The organism is Brevibacillus sp. Leaf182, assembly GCF_001423865.2.
GTDB classification, from domain to species: domain Bacteria; phylum Bacillota; class Bacilli; order Brevibacillales; family Brevibacillaceae; genus Brevibacillus; species Brevibacillus brevis_C.
In genome coordinates this window covers 131162-154493 of record NZ_LMPN02000027.1, presented here as the reverse complement: position 1 = coordinate 154493, position 23332 = coordinate 131162, and the positions used below count along the sequence as shown (strand labels likewise).

Genomic DNA, 23332 nt, shown 5'->3' with positions numbered 1-23332 from the left:
GCCATCTTTTCTTTTCGGATCATGCGATCCAAAAACCTATCCGGTATTAGCATAAGTTTCCCTTCGTTATCCCAGTCTGAGAGGCAGGTTGCCTACGTGTTACTCACCCGTCCGCCGCTAGCCTCCGAAGAGACTCGCTCGACTTGCATGTATTAGGCACGCCGCCAGCGTTCGTCCTGAGCCAGGATCAAACTCTCCAATAAAGTTTGAAGATGAATCTGACTTCAAGTAAAACACAAGCTTATTTCACAGATTAATTCTATTCCGGTTTTCAAGGAGCATTTTATTCCATCTGTGCCTCAAGCAGAGGCGACGTTTTTTAATATAGCATAGACTAAAACCTAATGCAATAGGGAAATCTAAATAAGTTAAAAATAACGTCAAAACAAAGGAAGTGAACGAGGGTGCGTGTAGTCAGCTACAACATTCATAGCGGCCGTGACCTCTGGTGGCGAAAACGCCTGAACGAAATGACTTTGACTTTAAAGGACTTGAAACCAGACATCATCGGCCTTCAGGAAGTCCACCAAAACGGGAAGTATGGGTATCAAGCAAGCTACATCGCTGATCAATTACAATATCACCTGGCCTTCTCCCCTTCGATCGCGATAGGAGACGGGTATTACGGCAATGCCCTGCTATCGAAGTACGCGCTTGAAAATGTCGACGCCATTGTTTTGCCGGCTAGAAAAGAGCAGCGGACACTCCTGTATGCATCCTTTCAAGGATTCGGTCGTACGATTACGCTTTGCGTTACACACTGCAGCTTAAATCAAGTAAGCAGACTGGCCCAGCTACAGCTCATGTCGAATTTGATACAGCAACACGCAAAAGCCCCATTACTTCTAATGGGGGATTTCAACGCGAGTAATGTGTCCTTTACTCCGCACCTGATGGACTGTGCTCTTATCTCAGGTCAGGAAAAAAGACCAACACTTCCAGCCTTCCGCCGTCGTCTGGACTATATTTTTGCTTCTCATCACTGGAATATTGAGAACTACGAGTTGCTACCGGTCAATTGGTCGGATCATGTCCCCGTCATTGCGGATTTGAGGCTGACGGAATCCCCAGCTCTCGAAGAATAAAACCTTTGACATCTACCAGTCTTGCCGGGAGCGGAAACATCTCCGAAGCACCTGCAATCACTAACGGAATTAGCGAATCTTGCTTATGCAGTGATCCGTGACTTCCTCCACCTAAATGCGTAGGAGCACTTTCCGATAAAAATTCATAGCTCTTGGCAGCAGTAACGACTACCACGTCAACGCTCTGCGAGAACAGCGACCCATATAGTCGAGAAAAAGCATCTGGATATGTATCAAAAGAAAGACACTCTCCATCATATTGCACATCCAGCACGGAAACGTCCCCTTCAACAGACCAAGAAGAACCGTACGCATCTTGATACTCCCCATTGCGCCAGAAACACATTTCCTGTTGTGTTCCACCCCGACGCACCTTTACCTTCTCGCCCTCTTTCCAAGCAATTAAATCAATTCTTTCTTCCACACTAACCGCTTCTACAATAGAAAGTGGATCCGTTCCATTCACTGGGTACAAAAAAGTCATACGCTCATTATTGCAAATGACCACTTCCACGTCCGGAGTCACGTCAGTACCGAGCGCATGGATCGAAAAATTCGCCAGGAGATAATCCAACGGAATATTGTGGTCTTCACTTTCTCCAATGACGGTTTGTCCATGATCACTAATCAAAATACATACGTTTCTCTCCAGCATTTGTTCCCATGACGCGAAGCTATCCAACAAACGGGCCAATTGCTTGTCCACATCTGCCAAGTGCTGTACGGCATCCTCCGGGGAATTGTGGAGTTTATGATCATTCTCTGGCAGATAGACCAGCGTAAAATGTGGCTGCTGACCGCTGCGAATTACCTCAATCATAACATCGATTGCATACGCATCATTAATTCCATAGCCTTCCAAAGTGGATTGGGAGAAATCCCACGGGACGGTACGAAATAACGCCGGGCGCACCAGCGTCCCCATACTCATGATCGTTGGACCACTCACATGCTCTCTCAGGGAAAAAGATGTGATTGCATCAAGCAAGGTCGGCATTTTCACCTTATGCTGCTTATGTCCCCGATGGGCGATAACGTTGATGGAACCCGAGACGAGATTATTTTCTTCCAGCACCTCATGAATGGTTTTGACATCCTTGCTAAGATGACGTTCATTCAAATCAAACAGGACATTTTCTGCACAACTCGAAACCCCTATTTTTCGGACGGAATTGGCTCCATTAATATAATTCACCATCTTTTTCTGCTCTGCATCATACCAAACTAACCCCGGTACTTTGTGCTGATCGGGGTAAACACCCGTAATGAGGGAGCAATCTATCGAAGCCGTCATCGTAGGGAAAACGGTCACACAATCTGGTATGTACTGGCTATGCTCCATGAAAAACCGAAGTGCCGGTGCTTGATTGGCAGCAATGCATCGCTCCAGAACATCAGGCATCATGGAGTCGATCAGGAAAAGTATGACCTTTTTCATCCGGCTGCCACCCTTCTTGTCGTAGTAGTCATAGTCGCACTTGATAGTGTTCGATTTTCCATTACCGAGTATACGCCATGAAAAAGAAAAAGCCCCTGTTCGCCTAAAGCTACAGGGGACCATGCTCACGAAGTAAATGTGAGGGTGTTGATACCATTATTCGTTTGCAGTTTTAGTGCAGGGTACTTCTTCAAGTACGGAGCAAATTCCACATAATCTTTTTCACCAATGGACGGATCACCCAGTAGATGCGAAAGTACAGCAGCTCGGATATGCAGTCCTTGAGGTGTTTGTTTAAAGAGAGGATCTACCGTCGGGAAAGGAATTCCATTGATGACTGTATCACCTTCTGCATCACTGAGTTCCCACGTAGTGACGTTCAATGAATGGAGAGCTTCTACTACTTGTGCTCCATAATCCTCCACAACCATATCTGGTTGGAGCCCTACGTGGTTCACCACAGTATGCTTAGGAGTAAAATATTCATTCAGTGTAAGCTTCAGTGCGTCACCGTCCGACAACGGAATAACTTGTTGGGCGCTCCCTTTTCCAAATGTTTTGGTGCCCACAAGTTTGGCGATGCCATGATCACGCAACGCACCTGACAACAGCTCAGATGCAGAAGCTGTTCCACCGTTTACCAAAATTCGCACTGGAATGCCGATATCCTGCCCATTTCGAACCCACGTCTCTACCTCTACCCCATTGCGATTCGTGGTGTACATAAGCAAGCCTTCTTCCATAAAGAGGCTCGCGATGTCCCGCGCTGTCGACAAGTATCCCCCGCCATTATCCCGCAGGTCTAACACCAATCCGGACAACGGTTTTTGCACACGGGAAAGCTCTGCAAGCTTATCCCTTACCTGGATGGCTCCTTCTGATCCGAAAGTTTCAAGACTGATATAACCAACTGCGCCTTTCGTAAACATCTGTCCTTCCGCTTCCGGCAAGGTCATGGAGGCACGCTTCAGCTTTACCTGGTGCTCCCGTTTGTCGGATGGACGATACACAGTAAGAACGGCTTCGGTCCCTTCGTTGCCCTTCAAATAAGCATACGCTTCTTCAAAAGTCTTTCCGACCAGCGAGGTCTCATTTACTTTGATTAATTGATCGCCTCGTTGCAAAGAAGATGCTGCTGCTGGAGAATTCGGAACGATTTCACGGATGATAATATGTTCATTTTGCAGCCGCAGACGAAAGCCGAATCCAACAAATTGATTCTCAACGTCAGATTGGAACAAACGCAATTCATCTTGAGTAAAAAATACGCTGTGCGGGTCATTGAGTGTGGAGAGCATTCCTTCAATCGCCCACGTGTTCATCGTCGGCGTATCAAACCCGCCTTTCTTCTGCCATTCTGCAAGCCTCAATTCCAACTCGTCCCACGTATCATCTTCTTCAGAAACTTTGAACTGAAGCTGTTTTTTCTGATTAGCCTGCTCACTGACCACCTCTAGAGCCCCTTTTACCAATTGGTTGGCTGCCGGTTTGCTCAAGTGGCTCTCCATGACGTGCTGGAACACTTCTTCTGTTTCTTCGTAAGGATACTCTGCCGCTTGCACAGGAAGAATAGTTGTGAGTAGCAGGACAGTTGCTACTGCCCATTGACTAATTCGCTTCATGGTGCCACCCCTTTTCGAACATCATCAGGTATCGAGAATGCAACATTGCTTGTAAAGTCGTAATTGTCGGTACCCGAATAGGCTACATATTCGTCGCCCTCATAAATCTCTTCATAACGCCACGTATGTTTAACAATTTTGTCGCTAACCCGATCAATATAATACTTGTTCATGAACAACGGAACATCTTTCACTTTTCCTTGTCCAAGCGTGACCTTCTTGGATTTCTCTACTAGCATAGACCCCGGAATCCACTCCGTAATGACATCGTACTCCCCGTATGATTGTTTGTAGTAGCGAGCATGAAGCTCCTTGGCACGATCGGCTACCTTGACAGCACCAACCCACTCGTGCAAAAAGTCAACGTTGTCCGTTCTATTCTTGTCCCATGTATGCCGATCCGTATCATACGAGTATTGCGTATTTGTTTTCCCGTCTGTATAGGAGAGCAACTTGTCTGATATTAGTTTTTGCGGAGATTGATAAAAGCCGGATATTCTGCTTATTTGTTTCTCCTTGTTAATATCCTGCGTGTATGAGAACGTCAATCCACTCAACACCGCTTCACCCTTCACCTGGTAGGTGTCGGCATTGTCCAACTGGCGCAAAGAGTATCCCAAATCAGAAATAATAGCTGGCTGTTCTTTTAAAGACGCGAACTCTTGACGCAACATTTTGTGCAACTGATTCATTCTGCTGTCTGACGCTTTCGGCTTCATCGCAGCAAGAACTTCTTCTGCTTCCTGAATACGCCCTTCCTGCAAATAATAGTAGGAAGTATTCAACAATGCCTCCGGGCTCCTGTCGGCAAATCGCTGGTAACGTTCCAACGCCAGTTCTATCTGACCACTCCTGATTTCCAGTGCCCCGACATACAAGGCGAGCGTTTCCCATTCTTTGGAATCTTGCTTCACTTTTTGCTCATAAGCACTGAGTCGGTCGAGTACTTTTTTGTATTGGCTTTGATCCTTGTTCCCTAGCTGCAAGGCAATATCATACACATTGGCACTCAATAGCCCGAGTGTATCAGGGAGAATGATTTTGTCTTCGAAGTAAGCGTCGATAGCAAGGAAAGCTTGCTCCAGATTGGTTTCAATCGGTGTTTCAGGATTCCAGCTTAATAAATAGTGAACACCTACTTGATTCGGGAAAGAGGAATCGGCCAGCTTGCGTAACTGTTCGAATGTCTCCTCACTATCATTTCTACTGCGAATAGCGGCAGCCGCATCTACATAAATCTGCTCTTCTGTTGTTTTGGGATCTGTATAGGTTGCGAATAACGGCAATACCTCTTCGATATCCGGGACCATCGGGAACTTTTTCCCATCGTAATCCAGCAGAGGCATGATTCCATCCTGAAGGAAATAATTCACCATGCGATCAGCTGCGACAGCAGCATCTCCCCGCTTCACCCGATCCGTTTTTTCTCCCTCTAGCCATCCCCAGGAGCGCACTTCTTCCCAAGCATTTTTACTATCTGGAGACATCGTGAACATTTGCAATATCTTGGCAGCCTCTTCGTTGGTGATCGGCTGATTCGGCTTCATCATCTCACCAGGAAATATGTACTGAATTGCATTTGGACCGTACAGTCTATCCAAGATCGTGGAAATGCGCAGCGTTGGTTTGTACATCCATGTCAGGCGATCGACATCTTTATACGGCAAATACGGTTCCTGAAAACCTTCTGCTCGCGCCCACTCCGAATGCTCGGATAAGAAAGTAAGCGGATAGATATGGTACTGTCCACCGTAATAAAGACGATCGATCATAGCGAGAAATTCTGCACGCGTCATATCACGATTTGGGTAAAACTTCGAAACATTTGGACCAGCTTCAAACAAACCGAGCTGCACACCTTGAATGATTGCGTTTCTCGCCCAGTGCTTGCTGATGTCATTGTATGGCAATAAGCCCCCAGCCGCTGATGCGACGCCGGGGGTGAGTAAGCTTAACGTCAGTAATCCACAAGAAATCGTCCGGATTAGTTTCTGCACATAAAATCCTCCTACACTTCATCTGGCAGGAAACATAAGGTTCATCCTGCTACGTCTTATACAAACTGGAACGGATCTGTGTGCACGCGCGAAGGAATAACCTCTGTTTCGTAACCATTTGCCTGCAATTGTTCAAGTAAGATGGTCGCCAGTTTTTCCTTCATGATTTTTTCGATATTGTGACCAGCATCTACGATTGACAAGCCTTCTGCTTGCGCATCGTGTGCGGTGTGGTAACCAATGTCTCCGGTTAAATAAACATCCGCGCCTTTAAAAATAGCTTTGGAAACAAAAGAGCTACCGTCGCCACCTACTACCGCTACTTTCTTGACTGTCGCATCCAAGTCACCAACAACGCGCAGGCCATGGAGGGAAAACCGTTCTTTGACGAGCAAAGCAAACTCACGCAGCGTCAGTGGTGCAGGCAGAGTACCGATTCGCCCAATGCCGTATGCAGTTCCGGACTGCTCCAAGGGAATGATGTCATAGGCGACTTCCTCGTAAGGATGGGCAGCAAGCATTGCTTTGACCACAGCCGATTGCTTGGACGCGGGAACTATCATCTCGATGCGAACTTCCTCTGCTATTTCCAGTTGACCTGTCGAACCGATATGGGGATTCGTTCCTTCCCCAGGTAAAAAGGTTCCAGTGCCTTCTGTCTGAAAAGAACAGTGGCTATAGTTGCCTACATGCCCTGCACCCGCTTCAGCAAGTGCCGAAAACACTACTTCCTTATGGGTAGCGGGTACGAATACGATGAGCTTCTTCCAAGCCTCTCGTGAAAGAACATCTAATACATCTACGTCAGTGAGTCCAACCGCTTCTGCGAGCCAATCGTTCATTCCCCCATACGCAACATCCAAATTGGTATGGGCCGTGTATACCGCAATGTCGTGCTTGATCAGCTTTTCGAACACGCGTCCTGCGGCGAGATCCGTCCGGAGGTGTTTGAGTGGTCGATAAATGACGGCATGGTGAGCCACAATTAGGTCTACACCCTCTGCAATTGCTTCATCCACCACAGATTCCAGCACGTCTAGTGCGATCATCACTTTTTTCACCTTTTTTTGCAAGGTTCCAACATGAAGGCCAATCTTGTCGCCTTCCATCGCCAACGATTTAGGTGCCAGACGTTCTACATATTGGATTACTGTTTGTCCGTGCGCAAGCATGCGATCACCTCATCGATCCATTTTACTTCTGCTTCGATTTCTTTAATTCGTTCTGCTGCTTCCGGCTTGTCCGAACGCTTTAATTGAACGATGACCTTTTGCCATTTTTCTTGCTCATGCAGCCATTTCTCTCGTAAAACCTCTGATTTTTCTTCCCAAAGAAATGGACCAATGCGCAGGAGCTCATGCTGTGTACGATCTTTGCCCTCATATGGCAAGATAGGATTGCCTCGTTCTGCGACGAGAATCTCATAAATCACGCCGTCCTCCTGCAAAATGGACTCCGCGATTAACTGCCAACCATTCTCTATCATCCACAGGCGAACCGCTTCTTCCCCTACGTTTGGTTGCAGAATCAGGCGTTGCACACCTTCCAGTTTGTCTTTTCCTGCTTCCAAAATGGAAACGATCAATTGGCCTCCCATTCCAGCAATGCAGATCACATCTGCTTCGCCAGGCTGTACTACCGCGAGCCCGTTTCCTTTACGCACCGAAGCGCGATCTTTAACCTGCAATGTATGTATTTGTTTTTGTGCCGCTTGAAAAGGCCCTTCATTCAACTCACCTGCGATCACGAAAGAGGCAATTCCTTTTACAAGCAAATAAGAAGCCAACAACGCATGATCCGACCCGATGTCGGCGACGCGGGCTCCTTCTGGACAATAGCGGGCAATCGTTTGTAGCCGCTTGGATATTGATACTGATGTCATCTGTATATTCACCTTCCGTTGCCTCTATTCTACCCTATTTGGCAGCAATTGCGAAATGCTAATTCCCTAACAGATGATCAGCAAAGAACGACAAAATCCTCGCTCTTGCACCCGGCAGGGACCAGGCACTAACCGGGACCCTTGGATAGCAGTCGGGAGGCTTACAGGTGGCCATACCTTGGATGAAGTGTTCGGAATTATAAGCAATTTTTTTAAATATAATCATGTTTTATGGTATTTTATGTAATTTAACTTAATTTTTAGGAAATTGTGAACTTTATTTTAATAAATAAATATTTACAAATTTTTTACAGATATGTATATTAACGCCATGCACATCATGAACTACACAAACTAAATATCTTTAAGGAGGAGATTAGTTTGAAAAAAAGAACCGGCAAGTGGTGGGCAATGGGATTACTTTCTTCGGCGCTAGTGATGAGTGTCTTCACTGGTGTGGGGGCAGCCAGCAATGATTCAACCAATGAATTCAGTGGATTAGGTAGTGCACGGGTATTAATTCAGTCAGATTCGGATGTGAGAACGGGTTATTTTGCTGGACCGTTGGAAGTACGCCATGATTTTGGAGGAGAGGGCTTTACCCTCGATGTAGATAGCGATCAACTTAACCAACTGAAAAGCGATCCCAACGTAAAAATTACCGTGTTGAAAAAATTAAAGATCGCTGAGTATATAGAAGAAGATCAGGTAAGCGAGCCAGAATTCTCTCCTGCGGCAGTCGTTCCGTGGGGAATTAAAGCAATCTATAAGAACCAGTCCCTCTCCGCTGCTACTGGCGGTGCAGATGTTCGTGTAGCAGTCCTGGATACTGGCGTGTATACACAGCACCCCGACCTAACCGCTAACGCAGAGCAGTGCAACGATTTCACACAAGCTTCTCCTGTTGTTACTGGTGCTTGCAATGATGCGCATGGTCATGGAACACACGTCGCTGGAACTGTACTCGCTGACGGCGGCGGTGGCGCTGGTATTTATGGTGTAGCACCAGATGCGAAGCTATGGGCATATAAAGTATTGGATGATTCTGGCTCCGGCTATGAGGATGACATTGCCTATGCCATTCGTTACGCTGCGGACCAGTCCGCTCAATTAGGCGTGAAAACGATCATCTCTATGTCCCTTGGCTCTAGCGGTAAGAGTACCCTAATGGCAAATGCCATCACTTATGCAAACCAAAAAGGTGTATTAGTCGTCGCTGCGGCTGGTAACTCTGGACCGACAGTGAATAGCATTGGCTACCCTGGAGCATTAGTGAATACCGTTGCCGTGGCAGCGTTAGAGAATGTTCAACAAAACGGAACCTACCGTGTGGCTGACTTCTCTTCTCGTGGCAAGAGCGGGCAAGCGGGAGACTACGTGATTCAAGAGCGCGATGTGGAAGTATCGGCACCAGGACGCGCGATTCAGTCTACATGGAATAACGGAGGCTATAATTCCATTAGCGGAACCTCCATGGCAACACCGCACATTTCAGGTTTGGCTGCAAAAATCTGGGCATCCAATCCATCTTGGAGCTATCAAGATGTTCGCGTAGAATTGCAAAAACGTGCGAAAGCAAATGACATCAAAGGTGGCTCAAACTCTGCTGTAGGCGACGATATCGCTAGCGGATTTGGATTCCCAACTGTCCAACCTGGCGATCAATAAAAAGTAAAAAACAAAAAAAGAGCCATGGCTGTCAGTTTTCGCTGGCAGTCATGCTCTTTCATTATCAAACACGAAAAGGCTAGCAACCGATTTCTCTTGCGATGACATTACGTAAAATCTCTGAGGTCCCCTCGCCGATCTCCAGCAGCCGGGCATCACGGAAAAATCTCTCTACCTGATACTCCCGCATATAACCATAGCCACCGTGAATCTGAATGGCCTGATGAGTAGCAGACATGGCAATCTCCGAAGCATACAATTTTGCCATTGCTGCTTCTTTCGTAAATTTGCGACCATGATCCTTCAACCACGCTGCTTTATACACCATCGTTCTCGCCAGCTCAATTTGCATCGCCATATCCGCCAGCTTGTGCTGAATCGCTTGAAAATGACTCAAGGAGTTACCAAAAGCCGTACGCTGCTTGGAGTATTGCAGCGCCTTGTCGTAGGCAGCCTGTGCAATTCCTACTGCCATAGCCCCGATCCCGATTCGCCCACCATCAAGTGTAATGAGGAACTGCTTGAAGCCTTCGCCCCTCTTCCCAAGGACGTTTTCCTCTGGCACCCGGACATTTTCAAGAACGAGCTCGGTCGTATTGGAGCTGTGTAAGCCTAGCTTTTCATAGTTCGCCAGCACTTGAAAACCAGGGGCATTTGTCGGAACGATAAAAGCAGTAATACCACGTGAGCCCTGCTCTTTGTCAGTCACAGCTGTCAAGGCGAGAAACGAAGCATAGGAGGCATTGGTAATGAAGCATTTGGAGCCGTTAATCGTCCACTCCCCGTCAGCCAAGACCGCATTCGTCCTCGTACCACCTGCGTCAGACCCTGCATTCGGTTCCGTCAAGCCAAACGCACCAAAGCTTTCGCCCGAACAGATTTTACTTAAATAGTTCAGCTTCTGCTCTTCCGTTCCGAACAAAGCAAGTGGAGCGCCACCTAACGAAATATGCGCCGAATACGTGATTCCTGTAGATCCGCATGCACGACTAAGCTCTTCTACAACGATCGCAAAACTCGTAGAATCGGCTCCCGCACCCCCGTATTTCTCAGAGAAAGGAAGCCCCATCAAGTTCAGCTCGCTCATCTGCTTGAATATTTCGACAGGAAATTGTTTAGTTTGATCGCGTTCATCTGCTCCTGGTGCCACTACCTCATCAGCAAATTCGCGCATCATTTTTTTCAACATTTGTTGTTCTGAAGTCAAATCGAAGTTCATAATCTCTGCCCCCTTGAAAACGCTTTAGTAAAGAACCATCAAGAAACACACAATTTTGACTGAGCGTTTGTTCAGAATACTCTTACCATTATACACCACGATTTGAAATTCATGTGGTAAATTCTCAAAAAAAACACGCCTATGATCGGCGTGCTCCTAATAAAATCGCTCCCAAAAAAGATACAGATGCTGCTATGAATCCGAGACTGTATGTATTTACACCTATAAACTTGGCTACTGTTTCTCCACCCAGAAAAAAAGCCGCTAGCAAAATACCGATTAATACTTTCCACTTGTTGTTCATCTATTCACCCCGTTTGCTCTCTTCTGAAATTGTAACAGATAAGCAGGGGGAGGAAAACGAGAAGTCACGCAGAGTGCTACAGTCGCAACCACGCATACCAATATCCTCGCGTGAAGAAAAACAAAGTTGATGCGATGAACACCTTAATGAACAGCAGTAATTGAATCATGTCCCGCTTCGCTGCTGGAATATACAGCGCCTGTATCTCTGCACCAAAGAAAAAGGCAAGTCCACATACAGCAAATACTCCCGCCCATTTCGCATTGGCCTTGTTCATCAAGAAGCCCATACCTGTGAGTAAGCACGCAAGCGGTACCCAGTACAACTCCGATGTCCACCACGTATAATCCATCCCTACCCGATGCACGGTCGTAATGCCATACAAGATAGCCAAACCCAGTAACCCTGCATAGAGCAAATAAGCATATCCGAAGACTATGGCGCTGATGCACAGTAACATGCAAACGAAGCCTAAATAGAACAGGACAAACGGCGCGCTACCTTCCAATTTTTGGATACAATAAACGCCGCCCGCAATCAAGATCAGAAAGGACAAAGCCAGGAATAAATGCGTTAATGGCGGGGCCGACCTTCGATATGCAAGTCCCAGAATATAGAAAAAAAGAGCGAAACAGGCAAAGATGGTAATTTGCATTGGGGTTTGAAAACGGTTAAAATGAAAAGCAAGTAAGATCAAACCAGCAATGACAAAGGCACCAAGGAGCCATGCCACTACCATTTTCCCCGTCACTGGAGAGACAGTTCTAGGTGCATATGTATTTGTGACAGACGATGTTGAATTGACTTTTCCTGACAGCACACCCGGTGCCGTTCCCATTCGCTCATTCCCGCCTGCGGACGCCGGTGTATTTGGCCGATCCCCTTCTGTATACAGATTTAACAAGAAGATGCAGTAATGTTCAGGCAGTAAATGGTTGCGCCGCCAGTTTTCAATTTCGGCGATAATCGTGCGCTTGCGCTGGTCGTCCAACGCGGCCCCTCCTAACTACGACAAAAAGTGTTTACTTTCATGAATAAGAAAAGCCTACGTCGGCTAACGTAGGCCACATACTTCTTATATCGGTTATTCCAAGAAATCTTTTAAGCGTTTACTTCTACTCGGATGACGCAATTTGCGAAGCGCTTTTGCTTCGATCTGACGAATCCGTTCACGGGTTACGCCAAACACTTTCCCTACTTCTTCTAACGTCCGTGTACGACCGTCATCTAATCCAAAACGCAGACGCAGTACATTTTCTTCCCGGTCTGTTAATGTATCCAAAACGTCTTCCAACTGTTCTTTCAAAAGTTCATAGGCAGCTGCATCAGATGGCTCCAATGCATCCTGATCCTCAATGAAATCACCTAAGTGGGAGTCGTCTTCTTCCCCAATTGGAGTCTCCAGGGATACTGGTTCTTGAGCAATCTTCATGATTTCCCGAACTTTTTCCGGAGTGAGATCCATTTTTTCAGCGATTTCTTCTGGCATTGGTTCACGACCTAGCTCTTGCAGAAGCTGGCGGGAAACGCGGATCAATTTATTGATCGTTTCCACCATATGAACCGGAATCCGGATCGTTCTAGCCTGGTCTGCAATAGCACGGGTAATCGCTTGACGAATCCACCAGGTCGCATACGTACTAAACTTGTAGCCTTTGCGATAGTCAAACTTTTCCACCGCTTTAATCAGACCCATGTTCCCTTCTTGAATCAAGTCGAGGAATAGCATGCCGCGTCCTACATAACGCTTCGCAATCGATACAACCAATCGCAAGTTCGCCTCAGCCAGACGTCTTTTGGCTTCCTCATCACCTTGTTCAATTCGCTGTGCCAGTTTAATCTCCTCTTCTGCGGAGAGCAGAGGAACTCGACCAATTTCCTTCAGATACATCCGTACAGGGTCATTGATCTTGATTCCAGGCGGAACGGAGAGATCGTCAAAATCAAATTCTTCGTTGTCCTCGTCCTTGATGATCATTTGATCGACTTCATCGTCGTCATCTTCATTCTCATTGTTGTTAATCTCAATGCCTTGATCACCAAGATATTCAAAAAACTCATCCATTTGATCAGAATCCTGCTCAAAACCTGCCAGACGAGCAGTAATCTCCTTATACGACAGTGCGCCGCGTTTCTTACCTAATTCGACCAGTTGTTCCTTCACTTGTTCGATGGACGTTGCTTCCATGTCGGAAGTAATATTTTGCTTGTTCATCTACTTTCCCTCCTTCCCCGGGAATGATCTGAAGCTACCCTTCTTTTAAAGCATTTTCCAATTCAAGAATCTTCATCCCTGTAACGGCTGCTTGAAGTTCAAGTTGTTTGCGCGCATCCTCGCTGTCCGCTGCGGCCGCTTGGAGGTGTAAGCTCCGCTGCTCATCGCGCAATCGTTCCAACTCGGCACGCTTCGGGTAGTTATTCACTTGTTTGATGTAGTCACCGATCTCTAATTCAGATACGTCGTTGTTGCACTCCATCATGGCCAATCCCGAGGCTAATTGCTTTAACAAATCGTCTTGCACATAATGTATAAACTTTCCAGGGTCTTCCGGGTTTCCCTCTGCATAGTAGGCGTACAGGTAGGCAGCCAGCGCATCGTGTTCATCCACTTGAAAGTGGGCGCTGCATTCATGTTGGACTCGGGCGGCTATTTCTTCGTTCCGCATCATGTAGTAAAGCAGCATGCGCTCAGCCGTGTGATAAGCGGGTGGCAGTGTTTTCGCGAGCGTAACTTTGCCATTATTTATACTATTATTCCATGCTGGCGTCACTTTATCCCTTTGGCGCTCACTTTTTTGCTGATTGTAAGCACGTTTGGACTCCCATTTGAGATCACCGAGAGTAAGGGAGTATTCTTCTGCCAATTGCCGTTGATACATGTCCCGTTCCACCGGGCTATTGAGTTCGTTGATGATTTCGACCGCCTTCGCGATTAAGCGAGCTTTGTCCGTCTCATCTTTTATTACGAACTGACTGCGTAAATGTTTCAGACGGAAAGCCGTAATTGGCATCGCCTGTAACAATACCTGCTGGGAAAATGCTTCAGCCCCATGCTGGCGGATGTAATCATCCGGGTCCACTCCTTGTGGAAGTGGAGCTACTCGAACGATCAAACCGGCTTGCTGCAAAACGTGAATCGCTTTGCTCGTTGCTTCTTGTCCTGCAGCATCTCCGTCATAACAGAGTACAACTGACTCTGTATTGCGACGAAGAATTCTGGCCTGCTGCTCCGTCAAGGCTGTTCCCAAAGTGGCAATACCTTGCATAAAACCCGCCTGCCATGCCGATATGACATCGACATATCCTTCAAACAACAGCGCCTCTTTTCTCTTTCTAATAATGGGGCGCGCACGATGAAGATTAAACAGCGTAGCGCTTTTGTTGAACAAAAGGCTTTCCGGGCTATTCAGATACTTGGGTTGAGACTTTTGGTTGGAATTGGGCTTCGATCCTTGCAGTAACCGCCCACCAAATCCGATGACGTTACCTTGGGAATCCTGGATCGGAAACATGATACGACCTCGAAAGCGATCAAAGATTTTTCCTGCATCGCTCCTGGCCAAAAGCCCTGCCTCCACCATCAATTCCTGTGAAAATCCCCGCTTTGTCAACTGCTGCGTCACGAAATCCCAGGAATCCGGGGCGAATCCGATTTGGTATTCGGCGATTGTCGCCTCAGACATTCCGCGCTTTGCGAGATACTTCATCGCTTCTGCGCCATAAGGAGTTTTCGTAAGCACGTAGTGGTAGAGGCGTGAAACGAACGTATGCGCTTCCTGCATCGCATGTTTCATCCGTTTTTCAGGTGATTCCTCTACCTGCTGCGGCTGGGGCACAGATATCCCGGCACGCTCCGCCAATTTGTGCAGTGCCTCTGGAAAAGTCAATTGCTCCAGTTTCATTAAAAAGGAAAAGATATCCCCGCCTGCTCCACAGCCAAAGCAATGAAAAAACTGTCGCTCTGCATTTACGTTGAAGGAAGGGCTCTTTTCAGAGTGAAACGGACATAGACCGAGAAAGGCACGACCGCTTTTTCTCAGTTGAACGTACTCTCCTACAACGTCTACGATGTCGACAGCGGCACGCACTTGATTTACAAATTCATCTGAAGTGGGACCAGTCATGTCTTTCCACCTTTATAAGGAGAATCGCACGTGAGAATATTTAGTTCGTCAAAATTCGTCAATTTCCTTCTTTGCATCAAACTTCTTTTCTTCTTTTCTACTTTTCCACATTTCTAAGGGCAATAAACGCTGAGAAACTCACGCTATGATAAGTACCTCGGCTAATTGATTTTCTACAAAAAACGCCAAAATCCTTCTTTCGGCCTATTTCCTTTCATTACGGAGATTGTTTTTTCGAATCATCTCCAAAATGATGTTTGCCGTTTCTTCCACTGCCTTGTTGGAAACATCAATAACGGTACATCCGAGGCGCTCAATAATGCGCTTGGAATAAGCCAGTTCTTCGGCAATCCGTTCGAGATTGGCGTAATTTGCTTGTGCTGTCAATCCCAGTGCCTTCAGACGCTCTGTTCGAATGCCGTTCAGTTGCTCCGGATTGATGGTAAGCCCAATACACCTTTCTATTGGCAGTTGGAACAATTCTTCTGGCGGCTCTACCTCAGGGACAAGCGGAACATTGGCAACCTTAAGTCGTTTGTTAGCCAAATACATGGAAAGAGGCGTCTTGGAAGTCCGCGAAACGCCAATCAAAACCACATCTGCGCGCAACAGGCCGCGTGGGTCCCGTCCATCGTCGTATTTGACGGCAAACTCGATGGCGTCTACTTTGCGGAAATACTCTTCATCCAGACGGCGTACCAAGCCCGGTTTTCCTGTTGGTGGCTCTTTCAACATGCCCTGCAATGTATTCATCAACGGCCCCATAACATCGAGAGCCGGAATTCCGTGAAGAGCAGCTTGTTGTGTAATATACGCATTCAGCTCTGGAATGACCAGAGTGAACACGATCATTGCCCGCGATTCTTTTGCCGATGCAATGATTTCATCAATCGATTCCTTGTCTTCTATATACGGATACTTTTGTACATCAAACAAAAAACGATCAAACTGACTAGCTCCTGCGCGAACGACAAGTTCGGCCGTTTCGCCGATGGAGTCTGAGACTACATAGATGAGCTGTCCTTGCTGTTTACCTTGCATCGCTTCTCCTCCTACACTTTCGGTTCGCTACCCAATTCTACAAATGCTTTCGCGATCGTCGTCTTGGTGACGCGCCCCAACAGCTCCATTTGCTTTGGATCTTCCTCGCTAGGCCTTACGACAGGCAGCGAATCAATCTGAAAATCAATCAGCTTTTTAGCGGCTGCGTACAAGGTCTCATCAGGTGCGCATGTAATGATATTCGGCATCCTAGACATGATAATGCTGACCGGCACATCCTCCAGCGTCTTATTGCCTAAAGAAGCCCGCAGGAGGTCTTTTCGTGAAATCACGCCAGCCAAATATCCTTTTTGATTGACGACGAATAATGTGCCAACATCCTCCAAAAAGAGGGTAACGATGGCGTCGTAAGCCGAGGCGGATTCGGAAACCACAATCGGTACCGCCTTGTAGTCATTGACGAGAAGCTTGTGAAGCCGTTCACTTATGACTGAGCTTGCGGGTCTGCCGGCATAAAAATACCCGACCCGAGGTCTGGCTTCTAAATATCCTGACATTGTGAGGATGGATAAATCAGGGCGAAGCGTCGCGCGAGTCAAATTCAGTCGCTCCGCGATATGCTCTCCTGTTATCGGTCCGTCATCCTTCACTATCTGTAAGATGTGCTCTTGTCGTTTGGTAAGCTCGATGACCAATCACCCCGGTTCTGTCTTTACCTCTTCCTAGTATTACTCTATTCGACGGGATATTCCTTCTTTCACGCGGAAAAAAGGTGCCCCCGCCTGATTTTCAGACGAAGGCACCGGTTATATTTTGTTTACGCGAATACAACTTTGGAAAAATCTGCGTAGCGATAAAGCACACGAGAAAGTTGCAAGAGAAGTCCCAGACGATTCGACCGAACAGCCTGATCTTCGGCCATGACCATTACCTTATCAAAGAATGCGTTGATCGGCTGACGCAAGGTTGACAAGGTTGCGAGCACCTTCTCTTGATCCTTCAGACCCTCTACATCCTTCTGAACAGCTTGGAATGCCTGATACAAGGCACGTTCTACATCTTCTGCAAACAGAGCTTCGCTGACTTGGTCTGCTTCCGCTTTTTGTGCCAGATTGTTCACCCGGTTAAACTGCTCCACAATCAGCTTGAATTCTTCTGTTTGTACCGCTCCCATCAATGCTTTTGCTTTTGCCAGCACTTCTGGAACCAGTGTCAGGTCGGCAGCAAGAACGGCGTCGATGACATCGTAGCGCACGCCATGATCCTGCAAGACGTTTTTCAGACGGAGTGCGAAGAAGTCTACAAGGTCCTTTTTCACGTCTTCTGCTGCTCGCTTGTTTACGCCTTGCACTACATAGCCTTCCAGCGCGGCATTCCACAGATCGGCAAGAGAAATTTGCCAGTCGCGCTCCACCAAAATCGTAACGATCCCCGCTGCCATACGGCGCAGACCATACGGGTCCTGTGAGCCAGTAGGCACAATCCCGATCGAGAAGCAGCCTACGATCGTGTCCATCTTGTCAGCCAGACTGACGATAGCGCCTTGAGCGGAAGCAGGCATTTTGTCCCCTGCAAAACGCGGGAGGTAATGCTCGAATACGCCACTTGCTACGAGGTCGGTCTCACCCGCTTTGCGCGCGTAATCTTCACCCATAATCCCTTGCAGTTCAGGGAATTCACCTACCATGTTGGTAACGAGGTCAAATTTTGCGATTTCTGCAATGCGGTCTACTTGTTTCGTCTCTTCCGCGCTCACACCCAGCTTACTTGCAATTTGCGCAGCAGTTTTGCGTACACGGCGAACTTTATCACCGATTGTTCCCAGCTCTTCATGGTAAACAATTGTCTCCAAACGTTTCAGGCAGCTTTCAATGGACAGCTTTTGGTCTTCCACGTAGAAGAACCGAGCATCAGACAGACGTGCGCGAAGAACTTTTTCATTCCCTTTCGCTACGTTTTCCAGAGCGCGGCTGTCTCCGTTACGCACTGTCACAAAATGATTCAGCAATTGACCCTGAGCGTTTTCAACAGGGAAATAACGCTGGTGCTCACGCATGGAGGTAACCAAAACCTCACGTGGAATGGACAGGAATTCTTGTTCGAACGTTCCGTAAAGAGCGGTAGGATACTCTACAAGATGGACTACCTCATCCAGAAGTCCTTCGTCCATTGGAATCGTCCAGCCATTTTCCTTCTCCAAGCGATGAATCTGCTCTACAATGGCTGCTCTGCGCTCGTCCGGTTTCACCATGACATATTGCTCAGCCAGCTTGCTCACGTATTCGCTTGGGTGATTCAACGTAACCTCTGTTCCCAAGAAGCGATGTCCACGAGAAACGCGTCCGCTTTTTACACCTGCAATCTCCAGATCGATCAATTCATCGCCGAACAAAGCAACCAGCCAACGAATCGGACGAACGTATTTCAAATCGCGTGCACCCCAGCGCATGTTTTTCGGGAAGCTCATGCTGGTAATTACTTCAGCCAGTTGCGGCAAAAGCTCGGTAGTCGGTTTTCCCGCTTCGGATTTACGAGCATGAACATACTCGATCCCGTTTACTTCTTTATAATACAGTTGGTCTGGCTCAACATTGTTGCTTCGTGCAAAACCGAGTGCTGCCTTGGACCAATTGCCCGCTTCATCTTGTGCGATTTTGCGTGCAGGACCCTTCGCTTCATCATTGCGGTCAGGCTGTTTTTCTGCCAATCCATTGATCAACAGGGCAAAACGACGAGGTGTCTCCAATGCCGTAATTTGGTCAAACGGCACGCGCTCAGCAGTCAGCCACTTTTCTACTTTTTCCTTGAATTGTGCCGCTGCCTGTGCGACAAAACGAGCAGGCATTTCTTCCAAACCAACCTCTACGAGTAGATCGCGCTTACTCATTTGTATCCTCTCCCTTCACCTGATTCACTTGATCCGCTGCGTCTGCATTGCCTTTTTGCAAAAGCGGGAAACCAAGGCGCTCACGCTCTTTGTAGTAGGTTTGTGCTACTTCACGAGACAGATTACGTACACGAGCGATGTAGCCTGTACGCTCCGTCACACTGATGGCTCCACGCGCATCAAGCAAGTTGAAGGTGTGGGAGCATTTCAGAACGTAGTCGTATGCCGGGTAAACCAGTCGCTCCGCCATCAGTCTTTTTGCTTCTGCCTCATACGTATTGTAGAGAGAGAACAGCATGTCGACATCAGACAGTTCAAATGTGTATTTGGAATGCTCGTATTCTGGTTGCAGGAATACATCTCCGTACGTATACCCGTTGCACCATTCCAGATCGAACACATTTTCTTTCTCTTGAATATAGGAAGCCAAACGCTCCAGTCCGTAAGTCAGCTCGACTGCCACTGGTTTACATTCCAGACCGCCCACTTGCTGGAAGTACGTGAACTGTGTGATTTCCATCCCGTCCAGCCAAACTTCCCAGCCTAAGCCCCATGCGCCGAGACCCGGGTGCTCCCAGTTGTCCTCTACAAATCGGATGTCATGCTCAAGTGGCTCAATTCCGAGTTCGCGCAAGCTCTCCAGGTACAGCTCCTGAATGTTGTCCGGTGATGGCTTCATGATTACTTGGAACTGGTGATGCTGATACAAACGGTTCGGGTTTTCCCCATAGCGTCCGTCAGCCGGGCGACGGGAAGGCTCTACATATGCCACATTCCACGGCTCAGGTCCAATGGAACGAAGGAAGGTCATTGGGTTTAGCGTACCTGCCCCTTTTTCAACGTCATACGGCTGGACAATGAGACAGTTTTGCTTTGCCCAAAAGTTTTGCAGCGTCAAAATGATGTCTTGAAATGTCATTTTCATGCTTTTTCCTCCTCTAAACTTTTTAGAACTTGGCTTTAAGTCGAAACTAAAAAACCTCCCGCCTCTACACTGCCTGATGCGACAGTGTAGGGACGAGAGGATTCTCGCGGTTCCACCCTACTTGGCGAATGACTTCTTCGCCCACCTTACAATTAAATTGCTCCAGAACGCCCTTCATCAGCATGGCGACCGGGCTTCCACTATCCCCGATTCGCTATTCACAGCCAGTGGCCGACTACTCTTTTCCTTCACGGCAACATTCGGTATACAAGTTTGGTTCTTATCATAACGAAAACAAATTCGTATGTCAATTAGTCCTGATCTGTTTGGGTCATTCTTTCCATACGCTCCAGTTGTTCCAGAAATGCTCGACTTTTCAGCCTGAGATCCAAATACTCGTCCATAAAGCTACGCAGTACATGCTTGAGCTGGTTGCGTGTAGCCGGTTTTACTTCAATGTCACCAAGCCGCTCCAAATCAAATACCTGGAACAGCCGCAACAACTTCCAGGTCGAGGGTGTAACTGCCATCGCATACGAATCGGAAGGCAAGCAAACTGGGCACAACAGGCCGCCCTGTCCCACACTGATCGCATAGGGCTCGCGCTGTTCGCCACAGTTTACACACGCTGTAAGCTGCGGGGAGATCCCCGCTACAATGAGCATCTTGGTCTCAAAAATCCGACACAGGATCTCGGCATCTCGTCCTTCATCCAAATGGCGGAACGTATGAAGGAGTAGCTGAAACAAGTAGGGATTGGGCTCCTTTTCCTGCGTCAATCGATCCAACAGTTCTGCTATGTATGCGGCATAAGCCGTAGCAGTCAGGCTTTGCCGCATATCCCGGAACGAATCCAACATATCTCCCTGAGAGAGATCGGGCATTCCTGTCCCGGGTCCTGCCTTGCATAGATAATAACTATGCGAAAACAACTGGGAGACGGCGGCAAGACGGCTTTTGGTCTTTTTGGCACCACGGGCCATCACGCCTAATTTGCCGTTCTCCCGGGTAAACAATGTCACCACTTTACTGGACTCACCATAGTCCACACTGCGAATGACAATCCCTTCCCACTTTACAAGCATGCCTGCGTGTCACCCAATTCTTCCTGGGCGAGATCAAACGAGGCTTCCTCACTGGAAACATCCGTTTGATGGTGATCACGGTAGAGAAGGTAAGCATGGATATCACCGGTTGAAGCGAAAACTCTCCAAGAAAAGTCACGAAGCATGGAGCATCATCCTTTCCTATATCGGGTCTATCCACTTCCTTCTTAGAATCACCTTTGCCCGTTATTCTATGCCTTGGAAAAATTAACACATCGCGCTGGGAATATTATTGCTCATCGTAGAAACCGAAGTTACGCAGCATCCGCTCTTGGTTACGCCAATCCTTTTTCACTTTGATCCAGAGCTCCAAAAATACTTGGTCCCCCATCAACCGCTCGATATCCTTGCGGGCACGTTGACCGATTTCTTTGAGCATCTGACCCTTTTGCCCGATCAAAATACCACGCTGGGAATCCCGCTCTACGTAAATGGCGGCGTAAATATAAAGCGTTTTACCATTTTCGCCTCGCTTCATCTCTTCAATTACGACAGCAATGGAGTGCGGTACTTCTTCTCTCGTCAAATGCAGAACTTTTTCCCGAATCAACTCGGCTGCTACAAAGCGTTCCGGATGGTCTGTCACCTGATCGGCAGGGTAATACATCGGGCCTTCTTCCATTTCGCCCAAAATAGCCTGCTGCAATGACCCTGTATTGTTACCTTCCAGTGCAGAGATTGGAACAATTTGCTTGAAATCATACAATTTGCGGTAATCGTCAATAATCGGCAGCAGTGCTTCCGGGTGCACCTTATCAATTTTGTTGATGACCAAAAATACTGGCGTTTTGACCTGCTTTAACCGCTCGATGATGTAGTCGTCCCCAGCTCCGCGTTTTTCTGTTGCATCGACAACAAACAAAACGAGGTCTACCTCGTTCAATGTATTTTCGGCAACCGAAACCATGTAGTTTCCAAGTTTGGATTGAGGCTTGTGAATCCCCGGTGTATCCAAGAAAATAATTTGACCCTCTTCTGTCGTATGCACCGCTGTAATTTTGTTACGTGTCGTTTGCGGCTTGTTCGACATGATGGCGATTTTATGTCCCACAATATGATTCAACAGTGTTGATTTTCCAACATTTGGCCGTCCCACAATAGAAACAAAGCCCGATTTAAACGATTGCTTGGTCTTGCGATTATCCACGTAAATCCTCCTTGGTGAATGCGCCTGGAAGCAGGGCAGATACTGTCGTTTCCCAAATGTCGCCTTTGAGATTCGTCAAAAATACAGGCATGTCCGGCGGGCACAGCTCTGCCATGACTTGTCGGCAAGCTCCACATGGTGATACAGCTTGCGGTGTATCGGCAGCGACGGCTAATGCCTTGTAAGTCCGATCGCCTTCTGAGTACGCTTTAAAAAGAGCCGTACGCTCTGCGCAGTTGCACAGCGAGTACGCTGCATTTTCAATATTGCCTCCCAAATAAACCTTGCCACTCTCAGCTAAAAGAGCTGCTCCTACCTGAAACTTGGAGTATGGTACATAAGCGAGCTTTCTGGCTTCGATTGCTTGTGCTAATAATGATTGCTTATCCATTCTCATCATTCCTCATATGGTTGATCTTTAACATCATTTCACAACAGAATGTGTCCAATGAGACACGAAGAAACCAGACTGAAAGGTCAACTACAATGACCCGTCCGGTACCTCATTTTGGCTTATGAAAAACCTTCTTCTTCTCTACTAGTAAAAACTATCCCCATACTTTTTGCAACAGTGGCTGTCCAAATACGAGAACTCCGATGATAAGGGACAGAATCGCCGCCACAAGTACAGCTCCTGCTCCCACATCTTTGGCAATCTTCGCCTTGACGTGCCATTCCGGGGAAGCTAAATCAACGACTGCTTCAATCGCGGTGTTTACCAGCTCAAGGGAGAAGACCAGACCGATAGAAAAAAGGACCAGCAAAACATCGCTGCGGGGTATCTGCAGCCACCACGCTGCCGCCAGCACCACAATGGCTGCGGCTACGTGGATTTGCATGTTTCGCTGTGTCCGTACGGTATAGGAAATTCCTTGCAGAGCGTAGGTGAAGCTGCGAGTCAATCGTCGCCATTCCTTCAACGTAAT

General features: G+C 47.5%; 21 protein-coding genes and 1 rRNA gene. 2 read left to right on the top strand and 20 right to left on the bottom strand.

Annotated elements, in window-relative coordinates:
• Window positions 1-203, bottom strand: a 16S ribosomal RNA gene (locus tag ASG16_RS20130); the annotation flags it as partial.
• A 201-nt stretch (window positions 204-404) separates the two neighbouring features.
• Between ASG16_RS20130 and ASG16_RS20125 the strand changes: the two genes are divergently transcribed.
• Complete coding sequence (locus tag ASG16_RS20125) at window positions 405-1085, top strand: endonuclease/exonuclease/phosphatase family protein (RefSeq protein WP_056491157.1); 681 nt, start codon at window positions 405-407, stop codon at window positions 1083-1085.
• On the opposite strand, the gene ASG16_RS20120 is transcribed toward ASG16_RS20125, so the two are convergent.
• The 5 genes from ASG16_RS20120 to ASG16_RS20100 form a co-directional block, all read right to left on the bottom strand.
• Window positions 1039-2523 (bottom strand): alkaline phosphatase family protein, encoded by a 1485-nt coding sequence (locus ASG16_RS20120; RefSeq protein WP_056491155.1) that lies wholly within the window; start codon window positions 2521-2523, stop codon window positions 1039-1041. The genes ASG16_RS20125 and ASG16_RS20120 overlap by 47 nt on opposite strands.
• A 125-nt stretch (window positions 2524-2648) precedes the next feature.
• Entirely contained in the window at window positions 2649-4145 is a 1497-nt protein-coding gene (locus tag ASG16_RS20115) for a S41 family peptidase (protein WP_056491152.1), read from the bottom strand.
• Window positions 4142-6142, bottom strand: coding sequence for an S-layer homology domain-containing protein (locus ASG16_RS20110; protein ID WP_056491149.1), 2001 nt, complete (start codon window positions 6140-6142; stop codon window positions 4142-4144). The genes ASG16_RS20115 and ASG16_RS20110 overlap by 4 nt, the downstream gene beginning before the upstream one ends.
• Window positions 6143-6198: 56 nt before the next feature.
• Complete coding sequence (locus ASG16_RS20105) at window positions 6199-7314, bottom strand: Nif3-like dinuclear metal center hexameric protein (RefSeq protein WP_056491146.1); 1116 nt, start codon at window positions 7312-7314, stop codon at window positions 6199-6201.
• Window positions 7290-8024 (bottom strand): tRNA (adenine(22)-N(1))-methyltransferase, encoded by a 735-nt coding sequence (locus ASG16_RS20100; protein ID WP_056491144.1) that lies wholly within the window; start codon window positions 8022-8024, stop codon window positions 7290-7292. Before ASG16_RS20100 ends, ASG16_RS20105 begins: the two co-directional genes overlap by 25 nt.
• Before the next feature lie 381 nt (window positions 8025-8405).
• On the opposite strand from ASG16_RS20100, the gene ASG16_RS20095 reads away from it, so the two are divergent.
• Complete coding sequence (locus ASG16_RS20095) at window positions 8406-9692, top strand: S8 family peptidase (RefSeq protein ID WP_056491142.1); 1287 nt, start codon at window positions 8406-8408, stop codon at window positions 9690-9692.
• 79 nt (window positions 9693-9771) lie between these two features.
• Here ASG16_RS20095 and ASG16_RS20090 read toward each other — a convergent pair whose 3' ends face one another.
• From ASG16_RS20090 to ASG16_RS20030, 14 genes are all read right to left on the bottom strand, one after another.
• On the bottom strand, window positions 9772-10911 hold the full coding sequence (locus tag ASG16_RS20090) for an acyl-CoA dehydrogenase family protein (protein WP_056491139.1): 1140 nt from the start codon (window positions 10909-10911) through the stop codon (window positions 9772-9774).
• Window positions 10912-11050: 139 nt separating this feature from the next.
• Entirely contained in the window at window positions 11051-11215 is a 165-nt protein-coding gene (locus ASG16_RS30970) for a hypothetical protein (protein ID WP_198674245.1), read from the bottom strand.
• Between the two features lie 76 nt (window positions 11216-11291).
• Window positions 11292-12206 carry a hypothetical protein gene (locus ASG16_RS20085; RefSeq protein ID WP_056491137.1) on the bottom strand — a complete coding sequence of 305 codons (915 nt, stop codon included), beginning with the start codon at window positions 12204-12206 and terminating at the stop codon, window positions 11292-11294.
• A 93-nt stretch (window positions 12207-12299) separates the two neighbouring features.
• Complete coding sequence (gene rpoD, locus ASG16_RS20080; protein WP_012685780.1) at window positions 12300-13430, bottom strand: RNA polymerase sigma factor RpoD; 1131 nt, start codon at window positions 13428-13430, stop codon at window positions 12300-12302.
• Between the two features lie 34 nt (window positions 13431-13464).
• On the bottom strand, window positions 13465-15339 hold the full coding sequence (gene dnaG, locus ASG16_RS20075; RefSeq protein WP_056491136.1) for a DNA primase: 1875 nt from the start codon (window positions 15337-15339) through the stop codon (window positions 13465-13467).
• 204 nt (window positions 15340-15543) lie between these two features.
• Entirely contained in the window at window positions 15544-16380 is an 837-nt protein-coding gene (locus tag ASG16_RS20070) for a pyruvate, water dikinase regulatory protein (protein ID WP_007727584.1), read from the bottom strand.
• Between the two features lie 11 nt (window positions 16381-16391).
• Entirely contained in the window at window positions 16392-17036 is a 645-nt protein-coding gene (ccpN, locus tag ASG16_RS20065; protein WP_012685777.1) for a transcriptional regulator CcpN, read from the bottom strand.
• 122 nt (window positions 17037-17158) lie between these two features.
• The gene (gene glyS, locus ASG16_RS20060; protein WP_056491133.1) at window positions 17159-19228 is read right to left on the bottom strand and encodes a glycine--tRNA ligase subunit beta; all 2070 of its coding nucleotides are present in this window, start codon (window positions 19226-19228) and stop codon (window positions 17159-17161) included.
• The gene (gene glyQ / locus ASG16_RS20055) at window positions 19221-20147 is read right to left on the bottom strand and encodes a glycine--tRNA ligase subunit alpha (RefSeq protein WP_012685775.1); all 927 of its coding nucleotides are present in this window, start codon (window positions 20145-20147) and stop codon (window positions 19221-19223) included. Before glyQ ends, glyS begins: the two co-directional genes overlap by 8 nt.
• A gap of 317 nt (window positions 20148-20464) precedes the next feature.
• Window positions 20465-21238 (bottom strand): DNA repair protein RecO, encoded by a 774-nt coding sequence (recO, locus tag ASG16_RS20050; protein ID WP_048032297.1) that lies wholly within the window; start codon window positions 21236-21238, stop codon window positions 20465-20467.
• A complete protein-coding gene (locus ASG16_RS20045) occupies window positions 21229-21384 on the bottom strand; it encodes a YqzL family protein (protein ID WP_007727602.1) in 156 nt (51 codons plus the stop codon). The genes recO and ASG16_RS20045 overlap by 10 nt, the downstream gene beginning before the upstream one ends.
• 104 nt (window positions 21385-21488) lie before the next feature.
• Window positions 21489-22406, bottom strand: a complete 918-nt coding sequence (era, locus tag ASG16_RS20040) for a GTPase Era (RefSeq protein WP_047072508.1) — start codon at window positions 22404-22406, stop codon at window positions 21489-21491.
• The gene (locus ASG16_RS20035) at window positions 22399-22797 is read right to left on the bottom strand and encodes a cytidine deaminase (protein ID WP_048032296.1); all 399 of its coding nucleotides are present in this window, start codon (window positions 22795-22797) and stop codon (window positions 22399-22401) included. The genes era and ASG16_RS20035 overlap by 8 nt, the downstream gene beginning before the upstream one ends.
• Window positions 22798-22954: 157 nt before the next feature.
• Window positions 22955-23326, bottom strand: a complete 372-nt coding sequence (locus ASG16_RS20030) for a diacylglycerol kinase family protein (protein ID WP_048032295.1) — start codon at window positions 23324-23326, stop codon at window positions 22955-22957.
• Window positions 23327-23332 lie beyond the last annotated feature (6 nt).